The sequence below is a fragment of the Luteimonas kalidii genome (assembly GCF_029887935.1).
Classification (GTDB): domain Bacteria; phylum Pseudomonadota; class Gammaproteobacteria; order Xanthomonadales; family Xanthomonadaceae; genus Luteimonas; species Luteimonas kalidii.
On sequence record NZ_JARXRO010000009.1, the window covers coordinates 15,484 to 30,352 of the forward strand.

Below are 14,869 nucleotides of genomic sequence, written 5' to 3' on the forward strand. Positions count from 1 at the left end.
CGCGCCCGGGTCAGGCGCCGTGGCGATGCTTCACCAGCGAATCGACGACCGAGGGATCGGCCAGGGTGCTGGTGTCGCCGAGCTGGTCGGGGGCGTTCTCGGCGATCTTGCGCAGGATGCGGCGCATGATCTTGCCCGAGCGTGTCTTCGGCAGGCCCGGCGCCCACTGCAGGAAATCCGGCGACGCGATCGGGCCGATCTCCTTGCGCACGTGCGCGACCAGTTCCTTGAGCAGGGCGTCGCTCTCGGCCTCGCCGGCCACCAGGGTGACGTAGGCGTAGATGCCCTGGCCCTTGATGTCGTGCGGGAAGCCGACCACGGCGGCTTCGGCCACCTTCGGATGCGAGACCAGCGCGCTCTCCACCTCGGCGGTGCCGATGCGGTGACCGCTGACGTTGATCACGTCGTCGACGCGGCCGGTGATCCAGTAGTAGCCGTCCTCGTCGCGGCGGCAGCCGTCGCCGGTGAAGTACATCCCCGGATAGGCCTTGAAATAGGTGTCGATGAAGCGCTGGTGGTCGCCATAGACGGTGCGCATCTGGCCGGGCCACGAGTCCGTGATCACCAGGTTGCCCTCCGTCGCGCCCTCGAGCAGCTGGCCGTTGGCGTCGACCAGCGCCGGCTGCACGCCGTAGAACGGCAGCGTGGCCGAGCCGGGCTTGAGGTCGATCGCGCCGGGCAGCGGCGAGATCAGGATGCCGCCGGTCTCGGTCTGCCACCAGGTGTCCACGATCGGGCAGCGGCTGTCGCCCACCACTTCGTAATACCAGCGCCAGGCCTCGGGGTTGATCGGCTCGCCGACACTGCCGAGCAGGCGCAGCGACGCGCGCGAGGTCGCCTTCACCGGGCCCTCGCCCTCGCGCATCAGCGCGCGGATCGCGGTCGGTGCGGTATAGAAGATGGTGACCTTGTGCCGGTCGATCACCTGCCAGAAGCGCGAGAAGTCCGGGTAGTTCGGCACGCCCTCGAACATCAGCGAGGTGGCGCCGTTGGCCAGCGGGCCGTAGACGATGTAGCTGTGGCCGGTGACCCAGCCCACGTCGGCGGTGCACCAGTAGACGTCGTCCTCGCGCAGGTCGAACACCGCCTCGTGGGTGTAGCTGGCGTACAGCAGGTAGCCGCCGGTGGTGTGCAGCACGCCCTTGGGCTTGCCGGTGCTGCCGGAGGTGTAGAGGATGAACAGCGGATCCTCGGCGTTCATGCGCTCGGGTTCGCATTCGGCCGGCTGCGGGTCGACCACCGCGTCGTACCAGCGGTCGCGCGGCATCTGCATGTCGACCGTGGCGTCGGTATGGCGCACCACCAGGACGGTCTCGACGGTGTCGGTGCCGGGCAGCTTGAGCGCCGCGTCGACGTTCGCCTTCAGCGGCACCTTGCGCCCGCCGCGCAGGCCTTCGTCGGCGGTGATGATCAGCTTGGACGCGCAGTCGGACACGCGGTCGGCGATCGAGTTGGGCGCGAATCCGCCGAACACCACCGAATGCACCGCGCCGATGCGCGCGCAGGCCAGCATCGCCACCGCGGCCTCGACGATCATCGGCAGGTAGATCGTGACCCGGTCGCCCTTCTCCACGCCCAGTGCGCGCAGCGCGTTGCCGAGTCGGCACACGCGCGCGTGCAGCTCGCGGTAGCTGACGTGCTTCGGCGCGGTGCCGGGATCATCGGCCTCCCACAGCAGCGCGGTCTTGTCGCCGCGCGTGGCGAGCTGCCGGTCCAGGCAGTTGACGCTGGCGTTGAGTTCGCCGTCGTCGAACCAGCGGATGCGGAAGTCCTCCAGCGCGAAGCTCACGTCGCGCACCCGGGTGGGCGCGCGGAACCAGTCCAGGCGCTGCGCGGCCTGTGCCCAGAACGCGTCGGGATCGCGCACCGAGGCCTGGTAGTCGCGCGCGTAGGCGGCGCGGTCGATGCGCGCGTGCGCGGCGAAATCCGGATCGACGGGGTAGATGTCGCTCATGTCGCCCTCCCGAGGCAGTCTTGCCAGCCATCGACCGGCGTCCATGCACCAGTGTGCCGCATCGCCGCGGTGTTGCGACGCAGCACCGCGCTTGGACTTTGGTCGCAGGCGCAGGCCACCCCTACCAAAGACGAATAGGCACCGCGCGCCCCGGCGCGCAGCCTCGCTGGGCGAGTGTGTGACCCACAAGTCTCTGGGAGGGGAACTTCATGATCAGACGCAGGCCGATCCGGCCGCTTGCGGCCGCTTTGACGCTGGCCCTCATCGCGCCGGGGGTGGCGTTCGGGCAGACCGCGAAGGAACGGGAGCTGGAGGCGCGCATCGCCCAGCTCGAGGCACAGGTGCAGGCGCTGCTGCAGGGGCAGCAGCAGACCCAGGCCACGGTGGAACAGACGCAGGCGACGGTCGCCGCGACCCAGACCCAGCTCGACGAGGTCCGGGTGGCGCAGGGCGCGCCGGGCGACGGCAAGCCGCGCATCCAGGGCTCGCCGATCCTGACCGGCGGCAACCCGGGCAGCGTGTTCTCCTACGGCGGCTTCATCAAGCTCGACGCGATGACCACCGACACCAGCGACGGCACGATCGCGGAAGGCTCGGCCGGGCGCCTGTTCTACGTGCCCGCCACGATCCCGGTCGCGGCCAACGGCGCCGAACCCGACACCGATCCGTACACCGACTTCCACGCCGCGTTCTCGCGCTTCTGGCTGGCGGCGGACTGGACCAGCGAGGGCGGCGACAAGTTCCGCGGCTACATCGAGGCCGACATGTTCGGCGGCGGCAGCGCCAACCTCGGCAACGAGGTGGCCACCAACACCCACGGCCTCACCCTCCGGCACGCCTACGTGACCTGGAACAAGTGGCTGGCCGGCCAGACCTGGTCGAACTTCCAGGACGTGGCGGCGCTGCCCGAAGCGGTGGATTTCGTCGGCGTCACCGAAGGCACCACCTTCGTGCGCCAGGCGCAGGTCCGCTACACCAGCGGCCCGTTCTCGGTCGCGCTGGAAAACCCGCTCACCACCGTCAGCAGCGTCGACACCGCCGCGCGCAACAACGCCGGCGGCAGCAACGTGATGCCCGATGTCACCGCGCGCTACGTGACCAAGGGCGACTGGGGCCACTTCAGCGTCGCCGGCCTGCTGCGCCAGCTCAAGACCGGCGACGAGAGCACCAGCGGCGCGGCGGTCAGCCTGTCGGGCCGGTTCAACATCGGCGCCAGCGACGACATCCGCTGGATGGCGAACTACGGCTCGGGCATCGGCCGCTACCTGGCGTTCGGCCTCGGGGCGGACGCGGTGCTCGACGCCAACGGCGAGCTGCATTCGCAGAACGGCGCCGGCGGCTTCGTGGCCTGGCGGCACGCGTTCACGCCGCAGCTGCGCAGCAACCTGATGTATTCGGTGGCCGAGTTCGACAACGACCGCGGGCTGGCGGGCTGGGGCCCGGGCAGCTGGTCGGCGATCGAGCGCGCGCAGTCGTTCCACGCCAACCTGATCTATTCGCCGTTCCCGAAACTCGACATCGGCGCCGAGATCAGCTGGGGCGAGCGCGCGCTGGAAGACGACCGCAAGGGCGACCTCAAGCGCATCCACACCACCGTCAAGTATTCGTTCTAGCCGCGTCCGGGCCGGGTCGCCGCCGCTCCGGTGGCGGCCCGGCCGGTTCCGTTCCAGGACCCGTCCCGGCATTCGTTCCCGCAGATCCACGGAGGCATGTCAACCATGAGTGCAGACACCGAACACTGGCGCAGGACACGCAACCTGACGCTGACGCACCTGGCCGTCTGGTTCGTCTTCGCATTCCTGATCCACTGGTTCGCCCACGACATCAACGGCATCCGCTTCATGGGCTGGCCGCTGGGCTACTACATGGCCGCGCAGGGGTCGCTGGCCGTGTTCGTGGTCCAGCTGTTCCTGTTCAGCCGGCAGCAGCACGCCATCGACGTGAAGTACGGCGTCCACGAAGAAGACGAAGTCTGACAACCGAGGGGAGACGTCATGGCACTGCAATTCGAAGGCAAGTCCTTCACCCAAAGCCTGCCGAAGATCTACGCGATCTACACCGGCGGGTTCCTTGCGTTCTTCGGGCTGATGGCGGTACTGGAGCAGTTCGGGCTCAGTGCGCGCGCCATCGGCCTGAGCTTCGTCGCCTTCACCATCGGCATCTACGCCTTCATCGGCGTACTGTCGCGGACCGCGGCAGCGGACGCGTACTACCTCGCCGGCCGCAGCGTGCCGCCGGTGTTCAACGGCATGGCGACGGCGGCCGACTGGATGTCGGGCGCATCGTTCGTGGCGATGGCCGGCGGCATCTTCATGTCCGGCTATCCGTACCTGGCCTTCGTGGTCGGCTGGACCGGCGGCTACATCCTGGTCGCGACGCTGATGGCGCCGTACCTGCGCAAGTTCGGCTGCTACACGGTGCCTGACTTCATCGGCACCCGGTACGGCGGCAAGCTGACGCGGTTCTGCGCGATCGTGGTGCTGATGGTGGCCTCGTTCACCTACGTCACCGCGCAGATCACCGCCACCGGCACGATCGCGGCACGCGCCTTCCTGATCCCGTTCGAGCTCGCCTGCTGGCTGGGCCTGGTCGGCATCCTGGTGTGCTCGATGCTCGGCGGCATGCGCGCGGTGACCTGGACCCAGGTGGCGCAGTACATCGTGCTGATCGTGGCCTACATCCTGCCGATCGTGTGGATGTCGGGCGCGCAGGGTTTCGGCTGGTTCCCGCAGCTGCAGTACGGCCCGGCGGTGGAACGCATCCAGGAACTCGAGCCGCTGCTGGGCGTCGGTACCGCACCGGTGGACACCGTGGCCGGCCTCTCGGCCCTGACCACCCTGCACGCCTCGCCTGCGGACGGCGCACTGGCCGCGTGGCAGTTCGTGACCCTGGCGTTCTGCATGATGGTCGGCACCGCGTCGCTGCCGCACATCCTGATGCGCTACTTCACCACGCCGTCAGTCAAGGCCGCGCGCAGCTCGGTGGCCTGGTCGCTGTTCTTCATCTTCCTGCTGTACTTCTCGGCGCCGGCCCTGGCCACGCTGAGCAAGCTGTCGCTGTTCGACCCGACCCTGGCCAGCTCGATCTTCGGCAAGGCGATCGCCGACGTGGAAGCGCTGAGCTGGGTGCGCAACTGGGGCGAGATCGGGCTGGTGGCGATCCGCGACTCCAACGGCGACGGCCTGCTGCAGGTGAACGAGTTCTTCCTCAACCCCGACATCATCGTGCTGGCCACGCCGGAATTCGCCGGCCTGCCGTACGTGATCTCGGGCCTGGTGGCCGCGGGTGGCCTGGCGGCCGCACTGTCGACCGCCGATGGCCTGCTGCTGGCCATGGCCAACACCCTGTCGCATGACCTGTACTACAAGATCATCGACCCGAAGGCCGAGACCCGGAAGCGCCTGCTGACCGCCCGCGTGCTGCTGCTGGTGATCGGTGCGGCCGGTGCGGCGGTGGCGTCGATGCGGCTGGAAGGCATCCTCGGCGCGGTGGCCTGGGCCTTCTGCTTCGCGATGTCGGGCCTGTTCGCGCCGCTGGTGCTGGGCGTGTGGTGGAAGCGGGCCAACCGTGCCGGCGCCGTGGCCGGCATGGTGGTCGGCCTGATCGCAGGCTGGGGCTACCTGCTCGCGGTGCGCAACGGCATGACGCCGTGGCTGGGGCTGGACCACCTGCGCTTCGGTGTGGTCGGCGTGGTGGCCAGCTTCATCGCGATGGTCAGCGTCTCGCTGCTGACGCCGGCGCCGGACGAGGAGATCCAGCGCATGGTCGACGAGGTGCGCGTGCCGCGCGGCGAGTCGCTCGTGCGTCACCACTGACGGTCCTGCGATGCAACCGGATGCCGGGGCGAGGCGACTCCCCCGGCATCTTTTATTCGTGAGAGCATGGCCCCGAAGACCAGGGGCGCGAGGAGCCGCGACAACGCATGGTGACCGGAGTACCGCTGTACGCAGTCGTGATCGACTACCTGCTGGGCATGGTGATGTGGACCCTGATCGGACGCTTCGGCATGCGCCTGTTCCTGCCGGAGGAGAGCAGGTTCTTCTTCAGCCGCTTCTTCGTCCGGGTCACCGACCCGCTGCTCAAGCTGTTCAAGCCGATCACGCCGGGCTTCCTGGTGCCGGCGATGGTGCCGCTGTACGTGGCCTGGTTCTTCTTCATGGCCCGGTTCTACGTGTTGCCGTGGGCGCTGGGCTATTCGGTGATGGGGATGCTGTCGTTCCCGCTGGAAGGCCAGATCGCGCAGGGCCTGTACTGGCTCACCTCGAAGCTGCTGGGTAGCTGATCCGGCGCACCGCGGTGCGGTGCGCGTCGCGCTTGCGAGGTGCGCGCAGGCGTGCCGGATTCAGTCCGCGAACGCGCGGTCGACCGCTCCCGCGTCCAGCAGCGCACGCAGGTCGCGGCGCACTTCCTGCCAGTGGTAGCGCACCGAGTTCCGCACCACGTCCTCGTCCAGCCGCATCAGGGTCTCGACGATCGGCGCATGCCGCACCAGCGCCGCGGGGCTTTCGTGGAAACAGCCCTCGTCGTCGCCGACCTGGCTCCAGGGCGTGAGCGCGATGCGCGCGCGGACGCGCCCGGCGTGCTCGGCGTAGCCGTCGTCGGCCTCGGCCGGCACGCCGGTCTCGTCCAGGGTGCGGTCGAGGTCGCGACGCATCAGCGCGCCGACCCGCTCCTCCGCCATCCCGCCGCGCGCCAGCAGGCCGCCGGCATAGACGCTCAGGTCGGACAGGCTGGCCAGCCACATGTGCCACTTGGCGGCGTTGAGCAGCTCCACGAAGCCGTCCTGCTCGAACAGCTCCGGATAGCGCTGGCCGGCGCGCGTGCGCATGTAGCCGTACAGGGTGGTCTGGGCGATGAAGCTCGCGCGCGAGGACACGAACCCGCGCAGCGCCTCGGGATCGCGCACCGGCTCGCGGCGGACGCGGCCGCCGATGCCGAGGTAGTCGCGGGCCATGTCGAGAAAGCCGGTGATGCGGGAGCGGGCGCCGCCGGTGTCGGGGTGCTGGGTCATTGCGCGCGGGGCTCCTGCAGGCGAGTGGGAGACTGTGACCGAAGGCGGCGCGCTAGTCGAGATCGCGCAGCCGCACGCGCGCGACACCACCGAGCGCTTCGACCTGCGCCAGCAGCAGCTCGCCGCACGCCAGCGCGTCGGCCACCGCCGAGTGCTGCGCGTGCGGCGCCAGGCCGTGCCGCGCGCGCGACGCGGCCAGGGTCAGCGCGCCCCCGTGTTCGTCGATGCGCACGCCGCCGCCCTCGAGCAGGGTCCGAGCCAGCGCCAGCGTGTCGATGAAGCGATTGGGCAGCGGCACGCCGCCGTGGCGAAGCAGCAGCGCGCGCAGGAAGCCGCGCTCGATGCTGGCCGCATGCGCCGCGATGACGCGCCCTGCCAGCGCGGGCAGCAGGGCATCGAGCAGTGCGGCTTCGTCGCTGGCCTGCGCCAGGTCGCTGTCGAACAGGCCGTGGATGGTCGCGCTCTGGCCGACGCCTTCGGTGCCGCGCGGCCGTACGCGGATTTCGCGTGCGGCGCCCATGCGCAGGCGGCCGCGGTCGATCGGGACCCAGCCGGCGGACAGGATCTGGTCGCGCGCGGGGTCCAGACCGGTGGTCTCGAAATCCAGCGCCAGCACCGGCAAGGCCTCGAACACGGTCGCGGCCGCGGGCAGCGGCACCGCCAGCGCCTCGCGCTGCGACGGCAGCCGGCAGCGCGCGCGCGCATGTTCCCCGCGCCAGGCACGCCAGCCGATCACGGGAAGTCCTGTTTCAGCGCGTCCTGGGCCTCGCGGATGACGAGGAAGGCATCGCGCAGCGCGGCGCGCTCGGCATGGCCGATGCGGCGCACGTCGAGGTGGTTGTGCGGCGCCTCGCCGCGGCGCGCGAGGTCGGCATGCAGGCGCACGCGCAACCCGCACAGCAGGCGATAGGCGCCGTCGAGGCGATCGCCCTCGGCGCGATCCATCGCCCCGCGCGCGACCAGGGCCGCGATGCGTTCGCGTGTCGAGGCCACGGTCACGCCGCCCTGCAGGGCGCGCACGCGCACCAGGTCGGTCAGCGGCAGCAGGCCGGCGGCCTTGATCTCGAGGGTGTCGCGATGCTCGCCCTGGCGCTGCAGGACGAACTGGCGGAAGAATCCCAGCGGCACGTCGTAGTGCGCGGCCTGGTGCGCCAGCGCGCTCAGGAACACCGCGCGGCCACGGCCACCGGCACACTCGGCCATCGCCTCGCGGATGCGCGCCACCAGGCCCGCGTCGCCATGGATGCCGCGCAGGTCGAAGAAGATGCTCACCCGCAGCACCGCGGTCGGGTCGGGCAGCGTGGCCCAGCGCGCGAAGTGGCGCAGCCAGCCCGACAGCGGCTGCCGCCATTCCGGCGTGGTGGCCATGATCCCGCCCGGACAGTAGACGTAGCCGCAGGCGTCGAGCCCGTCGCTGACCTCCCGCGCCAGCGCGGCGAACCAGGCGTCGGCGCCGGCGGGCACGTCGTCGGCATGCACGATGCCGTTGTCCTGGTCGGTCCGCAGGCTCTGCTCCTCGCGCGCCTGCGAACCGAACGCCAGCCACGCCCACGGCGCCGGCGCCGGACCCAGGCGCGCCTGGGCGAGGTGGATCAGGCGTCGGGTCACCGCATCGGTGATGGTGCTCATCACCTTCGGCACCTCCTCGGCGCGCAGGCCCGAGGCCAGCAGCAGTTCGAACAGCTTCGGCACCCGGCGGCAGACCTCGACCACGCCCTCGCGCGTGTCCTGCTTCTGGATCTGGGCGGCGAGGTAGAGCGGGTGGTGGGTCTGCAGGCTGAGCAGGTCGCGGGTGGTGACCATGCCCACCACCGCGCCGTCGCGCACCAGAGGCAGGTGGTGGATGCCGCGCCCGGCCATGGCGACGATGCCCGAGAGCACCGGGCTGTCGGCCTCGAGCGTCAACGGCGTGGCGGTCATCACCTCGGCCACCGGCGTGGACGGGTCGCGCCCCTGCGCGAGCACGCGATTGCGCAGGTCGCGGTCGGTGAGGATGCCTTCCAGTTCGCGGCCCTCGCCCACCAGCAGCGACGACACGCCGTGCTCGGCCATCACCCGCGCCGCCTCCGCCACCGGGGTGGCGCGCGGCACCGAGATCGGCGTGCGGCGCGCCAGCTGCGACAGCGGGGTGAGGAACAGGGTCGCGGTCTGCCTGCCGGCCGCGCTGTCCTGCAGCGCGCCGACCAGCCGCTGTTCCAGGCTGCGGATGTAGAAGTCGTCGAACGCGCGCGAGGCCGCGCGCAGGTCGTCGAAGGCCGCGCGCGGCATGCACCACAGCAGGCTGTCCTCGATCAGCACCGCGCGGAAGCGCACCGGGCGCGCACCGAGCAGCGACTGCAGGCCGAAGCTCTCGCCCTCGCCGTAGCGGCCGATCAGGTTGCCCTGGGCGTCGTGGGTCTCGACCGCGCCGCGGCGGACCAGCCACAGGGTGTCGTTGGCTTCGCCGATGCGCAGCACCTCGGTGCCGCTGCGCCGGTAGACCGCTTCGAACGCCGCTGCAGCGCGCCGCAACTGCGGCGGTTCCAGGCAGTCGAACGGCGGCGTCTGCGCGAGGAAGCGTTCGACATCGGCCAGCGGGCTGTCCATGCCGGCGATGGTAGCCCCGCCGCGGGCTCCGGGCGCGCGACCGCGACCAAGGTCGGGTACGCGCGGAGCGTCAGCTCTTCAGGCGCAGGGCCCGGTTCACGCCCAGCGCCGCCAGCGTGCCGATCGCACCCGACAGCAGATACAGGCCGATGTAGGGCAGGCCGAACTCCGCGCACAGCCCCAGCGCCACCAGCGGCGCGAACGCGGCGCCGATCAGCCAGGCCAGGTCGGAGGTGAGCGCGGCGCCGGTGTAGCGGTAGCGGCTGCCGAAGTTCGCGGTCACCGCGCCGGCCGCCTGGCCATAGGACAACCCCAGCAGCACGAAGCCCAGCAGCACGAACACCACCTGCCCCGGGCCGCCGGCGCCGAGCAGGGTCGGCGCGAAGCCACTGTACATCGCGATCGCCACCGCGGTGCCGCCGAGCGTGCGGGCGCGCCCCACGCGGTCGGCGATCACGCCCGAGGCGACGATGCCCGCCGCCGCCAGCACGCCGCCGAACACCTGCAGCAGCAGGAAGCCGCTGACCGAGTCGTCGGTGAACAGCTCGATCCACGACAGCGGGAAGATCGTGACGATGTGGAACATCGCGTAGCTGGCCAGCGCCGCGAACGCGCCGATGAACACGTGCCGCCCGCGGCCGCGGAACAGCTCGCGTACCGGCGTGGGCTCGAGTTCGAGCTCGCCCATCTTGTCCTGGTATTCGTCGGCCACCACCAGCCGCAGGCGCGCGAACAGCGCCACCACGTTGATCGCGAACGCGGCGAAGAACGGATAGCGCCAGCCCCAGGCATGGAAGTCCTCGGGCGAGAGGCTGGAGATCAGGAACGCGAACAGGGCCGCGGCGACGATGAAGCCCACCGGCGCGCCCAGCTGGCCGAGCATCGCGTACCAGCCGCGGCGCTGCTTCGGCGCGTTGAGCGCCAGCAGCGACGGCAGCCCGTCCCACGAGCCGCCCAGTGCCACACCCTGCAGCACCCGGAACAGCGCCAGCAGCACGATCGCGGCCGCGCCGATCGCGCCATAGCCGGGCAGGAACGCGATGCCCGCGGTCGAGGTGCCGAGCAGGAACAGCGCCACGGTCAGCTTGGTGCTGCGGCTCCAGCGCTGCTGCAGCCACATGCCCAGCACCGTGCCGAGCGGGCGCGCGACGAAGGCCAGGGCGAAGATCGCGAACGCGTAGAGCGTGCCGGTCAGCGGTTCGGCGAAGGGAAAGAACACCTTCGGGAACACCAGCGCCGAGGCGATGCCGTAGACGAAGAAGTCGAAGTATTCCGAGCCGCGGCCCACCACCACGCCGACCGCGATCTCGCCCGGCGCGATGTCCTTGTGCGCCCGCGTGCCGTGGTCGTGGGCGGAATGGATGGCGTCTGGATGGGCGGACATCGTCGGCGTGGCTCTTCTGGCGGGACGACCGGCGCAATGCCGGAATCGGCCGCCGGTGTCAGTGGCGGCGACGCCAGTGTCGCAGCGACGCAGGCGCGAAGCGATGGGACAAAACGTCCAATGGTCCGGCCCCGGCGCGCTCACTACATTGATCCCGATCAAGCGCCATGCCGATTCGAGCCCCCATGCCCGCCTTCCCACGCGCCCTGTCCCGGTGGATGCTGCCGTTCGCCGTCCTGCTGCTGTCCGGCTGCGGCACCGTCGTGCTGTCGCCGCCCGGCGACGTGGCCGCGCAGCAGGGCCGGCTGATCCTGGTCGCCACCGGGCTGATGCTGCTGGTGATCGTGCCGGTGATCGCGCTCACCTTCCTGTTCGCCTGGCGCTACCGCGCGTCCAACCGCAAGGCCACCTACACCCCGGACTGGGACCACTCCACCCAGCTGGAACTGGTGATCTGGGCGGTGCCGCTGCTGATCATCATCGCGCTCGGCGCGGTGACCTGGATCAGCACCCACCTGCTCGACCCGCACCGGCCGCTGGAGCGCATCGCGCCCGGGCGCCCGGTGCCCGAGGACGTGCAGCCGCTGGAGGTGCAGGTGGTGTCGCTGGACTGGAAGTGGCTGTTCGTCTATCCCGAGTACGGCGTGGCCTCGCTCAACCAGATGGCCGCCCCGGTGGACCGCCCGATCCGCTTCCGGCTCACCTCGTCGACCACGATGAACGCGTTCTACGTGCCGGCGCTGGCGGGCATGGTCTACACCATGCCGGCGATGGAGACCACGCTGCACGCGGTGATGAACGCGCCCGGCACCTACCGCGGCTTCTCCTCGCACTACAGCGGAGAGGGCTTCTCGCACATGCGCTTCGACTTCATCGCGCTCGACGACGCGGGCTTCGCGCAGTGGATCGAGACCGCGCGCGCCGGCGGCGCGACGCTCGACCGCGCCGGCTACCTCGCGCTGGAAGCGCCCAGCGCGCGCGAACCGGCGCGCCTGTACGCCAGCGTGGCGCCGGACCTGTTCGACGCGGTGGTCAACCGCTGCGTCGACACCGACCGGCTGTGCATGGACCAGATGATGGCCTTTGATGCGATGGGCGGGCTGGGGCTGGACGGCATCGACGCGCTGGCGATGCCGCGCCGCGGCCGCCTCGATACCGGTCCGTTCGTCAGCGCCGGCGTGTGCACGGCCGAGGAGGCGCGCGCGCTCGTCCCGCCCTCGCGCCCCGTCATCGCCGGCGGCCTGCAGGCGCCCTGATCCGCTCCCCGCGACACCCCAGTTTTTCCGGACACCCCTTCAGATGGCTTTCGATCCCTCCACCGTCGAGACGTCCCCGCTGACCGGCCGCATGGCCTGGGACGCGATCCCGATGCTGCACGACCCGATCATCGCCGCGACCTTCGTCGCCACCTGCCTCGGCGGCCTGGGGCTGCTGGCCGTGATCACGAAGTACCGGCTGTGGGGCTGGCTGTGGAACGAGTGGTTCACCAGCATCGACCACAAGAAGATCGGCATCATGTACATGGTGCTGGGGCTGGTGATGCTGCTGCGCGGCTTCGCCGACGCGATCATGATGCGCCTGCACCAGGCGATGGCCTTCGGCGACAGCGCGGGCTACCTGCCGCCGCACCACTACGACCAGATCTTCACCGCCCACGGCGTGATCATGATCTTCTTCGTGGCCATGCCGCTGGTCACCGGGCTGATGAACTACATCGTGCCGCTGCAGATCGGCGCGCGCGACGTGGCGTTCCCGTTCCTCAACAACTTCAGCTTCTGGATGACCACCGCCGGCGCGATGCTGGTGATGCTGTCGCTGTTCTTCGGCGAGTTCTCCACCGCCGGCTGGCTGGCGCTGTCCAACCTCGGCAACCAGAGCCCGTGGGTGGGGCTGGACTACTACATCTGGGCGCTGCAGATCGCGGGCGTCGGCACATTGCTGTCGGGCGTGAACCTGCTGGTGACCATCATCAAGATGCGCGCGCCCGGCATGGGCCTGATGAAGATGCCGGTGTTCACCTGGACCGCGCTGTGCACCAACGTGCTGATCGTGGTCTCGTTCCCGGTGCTGACCGCGGTGCTGGCGCTGATGACGCTCGACCGCTACGTGGGCACCAACTTCTTCGGCAGCGACCTCGGCGGCAACGCCATGCTGTACGTGAACCTGATCTGGATCTGGGGCCACCCGGAGGTCTACATCCTGATCCTGCCGGTGTTCGGCGTGTTCTCCGAGATCGTCTCGACCTACTCCGGCAAGCGCCTGTTCGGCTACAGCTCGATGGTCTACGCCACGGTGTGCATCACGGTGCTGTCGTACCTGGTGTGGCTGCACCACTTCTTCACCATGGGTTCGGGCGCGAGCGTCAACTCGTTCTTCGGCATCACCACGATGATCATCTCGATCCCCACGGGCGCGAAGATCTTCAACTGGCTGTTCACCATGTACCGCGGCCGCATCCGCTTCGAGGTGCCGATGCTGTGGACGATGGGCTTCATGGTCACCTTCGTGGTGGGCGGCATGACCGGCGTGCTGCTGGCGGTGCCGCCGGCGGACTTCGTGCTGCACAACTCGCTGTTCCTGGTGGCGCACTTCCACAACGTGATCATCGGCGGGGTGGTGTTCGGGCTGTTCGCGGCGATGACGCACTGGTTCCCGAAGGCGTTCGGCTTCCGGCTCGACGATTTCTGGGGCAAGGTCTCGTTCTGGTTCTGGCTGGCCGGCTACTGGCTCGCGTTCACGCCGCTGTACGTGCTCGGCCTGATGGGCGTGACCCGGCGCATGAGCCACTTCGACGATCCCTCGCTGCAGATCTGGTTCCAGATCGCGCTGCTGGGTGCGGTGCTGGTGGCGATCGGCATCGCCGCGTTCCTGTGGTGCATCGCGGTCAGCTTCCGTCGCCGCGAGCAGTTGCGCGACGTCACCGGCGATCCCTGGGACGGGCGCACGCTGGAATGGTCGACCTCGTCGCCGCCGCCGGAATACAACTTCGCCTTCACCCCGGTGGTGCACGACAACGACGCCTGGGCCGACATGAAGCGGCGCGGCTTCCAGCGCCCGGAGAGCGGCTTCGTGCCGATCCACATGCCGCGCAACACCGGTGCCGGCGTGATCCTCTCGGCGCTGAGCACGGTCTGCGGTTTCGCCCTGATCTGGCACATCTGGTGGCTGGCGGCGGTGTCGCTGCTGGCGACCGTGGTGTACGCGATCCGGCACAGCTTCGACCGCGACCGCGACTACCACATCCCCGCGCAGACCGTGGCCGCGACCGAGGCCGCGCGCACGCAGCAGCTGGGCAGCGTCCATGTCTGAGTCCATCGCCCTGTCCCATGCCGACGGCAGCCCGGTGTTCCTGGACACCGCCGGCCGCCACCATCCCGAAAACGGCACCCTGCTGGGCTTCTGGATCTATCTGCTCAGCGACCTGATGATCTTCGGCAGCCTGTTCGCCACCTTCGGGGTGTTCGCGCAGAGCTATGCCGCGGGGCCGTCGGGCCGCGACCTGTTCGACCTGAAGCTGATCGCGGTCAACACCGCGGTGCTGCTGCTGTCGTCGATCACCTACGGCTTCGCGATGATCGCGATGCTCCGGCGCAACGCGCGCGCCACCATCGGCTGGCTGGCGGTGACGGGGCTGCTCGGGCTGGCGTTCCTGGGGATCGAGCTCTACGAATTCCAGCACCTGATCCACCTCGGCGCCGGGCCGCAACGCAGCGCCTACCTGTCTGCGTTCTTCGCCCTGGTCGGCACCCACGGCCTGCACGTGCTGTTCGGCGTGGTGTGGCTGGTGGTGCTGTGCGTGCAGGTCGGCCGCTGGGGTTTGAACCGCACGACCACGCGGCGGATCGCCTGCCTGTCGCTGTTCTGGCATTTCCTCGACGTCGTGTGGATCGGCGTCTTCACCTTCGTCTACCTGATGGGCGTGCTTTGAACAGGA

General features: G+C 69.9%; 12 protein-coding genes. 7 read left to right on the top strand and 5 right to left on the bottom strand.

The window, feature by feature from the left end; genetic code table 11:
• Positions 1 to 10 precede the first annotated feature (10 nt).
• On the bottom strand, positions 11 to 1,954 hold the full coding sequence (acs, locus tag QFW81_RS01715) for an acetate--CoA ligase (protein ID WP_280576837.1): 1,944 nt from the start codon (positions 1,952 to 1,954) through the stop codon (positions 11 to 13).
• A gap of 209 nt (positions 1,955 to 2,163) precedes the next feature.
• On the opposite strand from acs, the gene QFW81_RS01720 reads away from it, so the two are divergent.
• From QFW81_RS01720 to QFW81_RS01735, 4 genes are all read left to right on the top strand, one after another.
• Positions 2,164 to 3,567 carry a DcaP family trimeric outer membrane transporter gene (locus QFW81_RS01720; protein WP_280576838.1) on the top strand — a complete coding sequence of 468 codons (1,404 nt, stop codon included), beginning with the start codon at positions 2,164 to 2,166 and terminating at the stop codon, positions 3,565 to 3,567.
• A 105-nt stretch (positions 3,568 to 3,672) separates the two neighbouring features.
• Complete coding sequence (locus QFW81_RS01725) at positions 3,673 to 3,930, top strand: DUF4212 domain-containing protein (RefSeq protein WP_280576839.1); 258 nt, start codon at positions 3,673 to 3,675, stop codon at positions 3,928 to 3,930.
• Positions 3,931 to 3,948: 18 nt separating this feature from the next.
• Complete coding sequence (locus QFW81_RS01730; protein ID WP_280576840.1) at positions 3,949 to 5,769, top strand: sodium:solute symporter family protein; 1,821 nt, start codon at positions 3,949 to 3,951, stop codon at positions 5,767 to 5,769.
• 107 nt (positions 5,770 to 5,876) lie between these two features.
• Positions 5,877 to 6,236, top strand: a complete 360-nt coding sequence (locus QFW81_RS01735; protein ID WP_280576841.1) for a YggT family protein — start codon at positions 5,877 to 5,879, stop codon at positions 6,234 to 6,236.
• Positions 6,237 to 6,296: 60 nt separating this feature from the next.
• Here the strand turns inward: QFW81_RS01735 and QFW81_RS01740 are convergent, their stop codons facing one another.
• The 4 genes from QFW81_RS01740 to QFW81_RS01755 form a co-directional block, all read right to left on the bottom strand.
• Complete coding sequence (locus QFW81_RS01740; protein ID WP_280576842.1) at positions 6,297 to 6,965, bottom strand: hypothetical protein; 669 nt, start codon at positions 6,963 to 6,965, stop codon at positions 6,297 to 6,299.
• A 52-nt stretch (positions 6,966 to 7,017) separates the two neighbouring features.
• Positions 7,018 to 7,701 (bottom strand): exonuclease domain-containing protein, encoded by a 684-nt coding sequence (locus QFW81_RS01745; RefSeq protein ID WP_280576843.1) that lies wholly within the window; start codon positions 7,699 to 7,701, stop codon positions 7,018 to 7,020.
• A complete protein-coding gene (locus QFW81_RS01750; RefSeq protein ID WP_280576844.1) occupies positions 7,698 to 9,551 on the bottom strand; it encodes a DUF294 nucleotidyltransferase-like domain-containing protein in 1,854 nt (617 codons plus the stop codon). Before QFW81_RS01750 ends, QFW81_RS01745 begins: the two co-directional genes overlap by 4 nt.
• A gap of 70 nt (positions 9,552 to 9,621) precedes the next feature.
• The gene (locus QFW81_RS01755) at positions 9,622 to 10,935 is read right to left on the bottom strand and encodes an MFS transporter (RefSeq protein ID WP_280576845.1); all 1,314 of its coding nucleotides are present in this window, start codon (positions 10,933 to 10,935) and stop codon (positions 9,622 to 9,624) included.
• 185 nt (positions 10,936 to 11,120) lie between these two features.
• On the opposite strand from QFW81_RS01755, the gene cyoA reads away from it, so the two are divergent.
• The 3 genes from cyoA (at position 11,121) to cyoC (ending at position 14,863) form a co-directional block, all read left to right on the top strand.
• On the top strand, positions 11,121 to 12,191 hold the full coding sequence (gene cyoA / locus QFW81_RS01760) for a ubiquinol oxidase subunit II (protein ID WP_280576846.1): 1,071 nt from the start codon (positions 11,121 to 11,123) through the stop codon (positions 12,189 to 12,191).
• A 79-nt stretch (positions 12,192 to 12,270) separates the two neighbouring features.
• Positions 12,271 to 14,244: a cytochrome o ubiquinol oxidase subunit I gene (gene cyoB, locus QFW81_RS01765; RefSeq protein ID WP_280577040.1), complete on the top strand. Its 1,974-nt coding sequence runs from the start codon at positions 12,271 to 12,273 to the stop codon at positions 14,242 to 14,244.
• Positions 14,237 to 14,863, top strand: a complete 627-nt coding sequence (gene cyoC / locus QFW81_RS01770; RefSeq protein WP_280576847.1) for a cytochrome o ubiquinol oxidase subunit III — start codon at positions 14,237 to 14,239, stop codon at positions 14,861 to 14,863. Before cyoB ends, cyoC begins: the two co-directional genes overlap by 8 nt.
• Positions 14,864 to 14,869 lie beyond the last annotated feature (6 nt).

Excerpts from the sequence above, each read along its gene's own strand:
- QFW81_RS01750 (WP_280576844.1), bottom strand. The coding sequence starts at position 9,551 with ATGGACAGCCCGCTGGCCGATGTCGAACGCTTCCTCGCGCAGACGCCG.
- QFW81_RS01725 (WP_280576839.1), top strand. The coding sequence starts at position 3,673 with ATGAGTGCAGACACCGAACACTGGCGCAGGACACGCAACCTGACGCTG.
- QFW81_RS01720 (WP_280576838.1), top strand. The coding sequence starts at position 2,164 with ATGATCAGACGCAGGCCGATCCGGCCGCTTGCGGCCGCTTTGACGCTG.
- cyoA (WP_280576846.1), top strand. The coding sequence starts at position 11,121 with ATGCCCGCCTTCCCACGCGCCCTGTCCCGGTGGATGCTGCCGTTCGCC.
- acs (WP_280576837.1), bottom strand. The coding sequence starts at position 1,954 with ATGAGCGACATCTACCCCGTCGATCCGGATTTCGCCGCGCACGCGCGC.
- cyoC (WP_280576847.1), top strand. The coding sequence starts at position 14,237 with ATGTCTGAGTCCATCGCCCTGTCCCATGCCGACGGCAGCCCGGTGTTC.
- QFW81_RS01735 (WP_280576841.1), top strand. The coding sequence starts at position 5,877 with ATGGTGACCGGAGTACCGCTGTACGCAGTCGTGATCGACTACCTGCTG.
- QFW81_RS01755 (WP_280576845.1), bottom strand. The coding sequence starts at position 10,935 with ATGTCCGCCCATCCAGACGCCATCCATTCCGCCCACGACCACGGCACG.
- QFW81_RS01740 (WP_280576842.1), bottom strand. The coding sequence starts at position 6,965 with ATGACCCAGCACCCCGACACCGGCGGCGCCCGCTCCCGCATCACCGGC.
- QFW81_RS01730 (WP_280576840.1), top strand. The coding sequence starts at position 3,949 with ATGGCACTGCAATTCGAAGGCAAGTCCTTCACCCAAAGCCTGCCGAAG.